The organism is Micromonospora sp. NPDC048947 (assembly GCF_040649495.1).
In the GTDB taxonomy this organism is placed as follows: domain Bacteria; phylum Actinomycetota; class Actinomycetes; order Mycobacteriales; family Micromonosporaceae; genus Micromonospora; species Micromonospora alfalfae.
Genome location: NZ_JBEZFO010000024.1, coordinates 112,872 through 116,058 on the forward strand (window position 1 = coordinate 112,872; position 3,187 = coordinate 116,058).

At 71.5% G+C, this 3,187-nt stretch carries 4 protein-coding genes; all 4 read right to left on the bottom strand.

Annotated features, from left to right (window positions below):
* Window positions 1-161: 161 nt before the first annotated feature.
* The 4 genes from rplL to AB0B98_RS28735 all read right to left on the bottom strand — a co-directional run bounded on the left by rplL (window position 162) and on the right by AB0B98_RS28735 (window position 3,065).
* The gene (gene rplL / locus AB0B98_RS28720) at window positions 162-548 is read right to left on the bottom strand and encodes a 50S ribosomal protein L7/L12 (protein WP_091402415.1); all 387 of its coding nucleotides are present in this window, start codon (window positions 546-548) and stop codon (window positions 162-164) included.
* A gap of 54 nt (window positions 549-602) precedes the next feature.
* Window positions 603-1,148, bottom strand: coding sequence for a 50S ribosomal protein L10 (gene rplJ / locus AB0B98_RS28725; RefSeq protein ID WP_112584808.1), 546 nt, complete (start codon window positions 1,146-1,148; stop codon window positions 603-605).
* A 340-nt stretch (window positions 1,149-1,488) separates the two neighbouring features.
* Window positions 1,489-2,178, bottom strand: a complete 690-nt coding sequence (locus AB0B98_RS28730; RefSeq protein WP_357366634.1) for a hypothetical protein — start codon at window positions 2,176-2,178, stop codon at window positions 1,489-1,491.
* Entirely contained in the window at window positions 2,175-3,065 is an 891-nt protein-coding gene (locus AB0B98_RS28735) for an ATP-binding cassette domain-containing protein (RefSeq protein WP_357366636.1), read from the bottom strand. The genes AB0B98_RS28730 and AB0B98_RS28735 overlap by 4 nt, the downstream gene beginning before the upstream one ends.
* Window positions 3,066-3,187: the final 122 nt, after the last annotated feature.

Consider the following 3,187-nt stretch of genomic DNA (forward strand, 5'->3'; position numbering starts at 1 on the left):
CGCTTGCGTACCTGCTGCTGTTCGTGGCGACCCGGGGCGTGCTCGGCGCGCAGCCGGCGAACCTGCTGGCGCTGCTGGTGACCGCGGTGTCGGATCACCGCCCGCCGCGACGCGATGGTGTCCCAGCTCACGAGCCGGGTACGCGTTGGTGGAACGTCAGGTCACTTGAGGGTGACCTTGGCGCCCTCACCCTCGAGCTTGGCCTTCGCCTTGTCGGCGGTCTCCTTGTTGACCTTCTCCAGGATGGCCTTCGGCGCGGACTCAACCGCGTCCTTGGCCTCCTTGAGGCCCAGGCCGGTCAGCTCACGCACGACCTTGATGACCTGGATCTTCTTGCCACCGTCAGCCTCGAGGATGACGTCGAACTCATCCTGCTCCGGCTCGGCCTCGGCAGCAGCGCCGCCGCCGCCACCACCCTGGGCGATCGCGACCGGAGCGGCAGCGGTGACCTCGAAGGTCGTCTCGAACTGCTTCACGAACTCAGAGAGCTCGATCAGCGTCATCTCCTTGAACGCGTCGAGCAGCTCGTCGGTGCTGAGCTTCGCCATATCTGGCGTCCTTTCCTGATTCTGTTAAGTAAGAACTGGTGCGCCGTGGGGGCCTCAGGCCGCCTCGGCGCCCTCCTTCTCGCGCTTGTCCTGCAGTGCAGCCGCCAGACGGGCGGTCTTCGACAGCGGGGCCTGGAACAGGGCCGCGGCCTTGCTCAGGTTGCCCTTCATCGCGCCGGCCAGCTTGGCCAGCAGCACCTCGCGGGACTCAAGGTCGGCGAGCTTCGTGACCTCGGCCGCGGTGATGGCCTTGCCCTCGAAGACACCGCCCTTGATGACGAGCTTCGGGTTGGCCTTCGCGAAGTCGCGAAGCCCCTTCGCCGCCTCGACGACGTCGCCCGAAACGAAAGTCAGCGCGGTAGGACCGGTGAACAGCTCGTCGAGGCCGGTGATGCCCGCGTCCGTCGCAGCACGCTTGGCCAGCGTGTTCTTCGCGACCGTGTAGCTGGTATCGGCGCCGAGCGAGCGCCGAAGCTGGGTGAGCTGGGAAACCGTCAGACCGCGGTACTCGGTCAGCACGGTGGCGCCCGAGCTGCGGAAGCTCTCGGTCAGCTCAGCGACGGCCGTGGCCTTGTCGGCCCGGATCGGCTTGTCCGCCATGTCCCTCCTCTCTCGTTACTCGAGGCTGGTCCCCGTCTCGGCCGAAGCCGGAACGGGGGCGGAGGCAGCGCGACAACGAAAAAGCCCCGGCGCAGGGCGCACGGGGCGAGGGCCGGCGGATCGTCATGGTCGGCGGACCATGCTCACTGCCGAGTTACGCTTGCCGCCCTACGCGGGTCGCCCGTTGTCGCGGGACCTTCGACCGTGCCGAAACACGGTGACCAGCGGTCTCTGGGTGGTTCCTCATCCATGAGAACACGGATGACTGTTGAAGACTACGCGCCCCGACCAGCAGCGCCAAATCGCGCCTGGTGAGCCGCGTCACCCGCACCAGGGCCGGTCATCCCTGGGCCCGCCGACGCCACAGGTAGCCGCCGACGACAGCGGCGCTCCACGCCAGCGCCCACCCGCTCAGCCCCAGCATTGTCAGCGCGGCGGCGTCGCCGGCGGTGGTGCGAGCGGCCGCCATGATCGGCGGTGCCAGCCAGGGGGCCACCGAGCCGGTCAGACCGAGCACCACAGCGCCGACCCCTCCGAGGGCCAACACCGCGACGCCGTACCCGGCGCCGCCGACCGACGCGCGGCTGGCCAGCGCCCCAAGAGCAACCGCAGCGGGTACGACCAGCACATGCGCCCACAATCCCAGGGCGAGCCCGACCGGAATCGACCGGTCCCCCGGGTCGACCGGGCCGGATACCCCGCCGACCAGCCACGGAAAGAGCAGCGCGACGGCCACCGTCACCAGCGCCGTCACCACTGCGGCGAGCAGCCCGGCCAACCGCTCCCGGGCCACCCCGACGGTCACCTGCGCCAGCCGACGCTGCACGTCCGGCTCGACGTCCAACAGGATCTTGGTCTGCCAGGCGAGCACCGGAAAGAGCACTACCGCGGAGACGCCGTACGCCTCCGCCGGCTGGGCGCGGCCACCGCCGTAGAGGGTGCCGAGCGTGATCAGGCCGGCGAGCAAGGGCGCCAACGCCCGGCCGGTCCGCAGGAAACCGGCCAACCGCATCCGGACCAGGGCGCTCACCGGGTCTCCCCCGCTGCCGACTCGACCGCGGCGTCAACGGCGTCGGGCCGCTCCGCTGTCAGCTCCCCGGCCATCCCGAGCGGCGGCTCGGCGGGTCGGGCGGCACCGGCCGACCGGGGCTGCTCGACGGGTAGGGCCTGGGCTGCGGCGGTGGAGGCGTCGGAGCGTACCCGCAGCACCTGGTGGCCCTCGGCGCGCAACCGGGCGACGGTGCCGGCGACCCGCGCGGCCGGCACCGCGACCTCGACCACAGCGATCGTCTCGTCCGTCGACGACGTCTCCTCGCAGAGCGAGCCGTCGGCCACCAACCAGCGGCGCGCGGCCGGGAGCCGGACCGTCTCGCCGCGGTGGTCGCTGACCAGGACCGACCCGTCGGCCGCGAGCACCTCGGCGATCAGTTCGGGCACCAACTCACGGGTGGCGGCGTCCAGCCCCTCCCACGGCTCGTCGAGCACCAGCAGGCCCGGTGGGCGCAGCAGCGCCTGGGCGAGACCGACCTTCTGCGCGGTGCCCTTGGACAGTTCCGGCAACCGGACCGAGCGGAACGCGGACAGCCCGAGCCGGTCCGTCCAGGAGGCCACCGCCTCGTCGGCCGCAGCCCTGCCCAGCCCCGCCACCCGGGCCATCCCGGTCAGATAGCGGGTGACAGTGAACGGTTGGTCCGCGGGGAAACGCTCCGGCACCCAGCCCACCCGCGTCGGACGGTCGGTGACCCGGCCCCGGCCCGGGCGGAGGACCCCCGCGGCCACCTGGAGCAGTGTCGACTTGCCCACCCCGTTGCGACCCAACACGATCGCCACCTCGCCCGGACCGATCCGCACGTCGATGCCTTGCAGCACCCACGGCCCCCGCCGGTGGTACCGCAACCAGACATTCTCCAGCCGCATGGCGTCGAGCCTGCCACACCTGAAACGCGCCGGGGGGGGGGGGCCCGGGGCGGGGGGGGCGCCCGCGGGGGGGGTAAGGGTAAAGGGCGCGGCGGCGGGCAAAAAACGCGGGTATAAAAATA

Bases quoted from the DNA above. Each gene is read 5' to 3' on its own strand.
- rplL (WP_091402415.1), bottom strand. From the start codon at position 548: ATGGCGAAGCTCAGCACCGACGAGCTGCTCGACGCGTTCAAGGAGATG.
- AB0B98_RS28735 (WP_357366636.1), bottom strand. From the start codon at position 3,065: ATGCGGCTGGAGAATGTCTGGTTGCGGTACCACCGGCGGGGGCCGTGG.
- rplJ (WP_112584808.1), bottom strand. From the start codon at position 1,148: ATGGCGGACAAGCCGATCCGGGCCGACAAGGCCACGGCCGTCGCTGAG.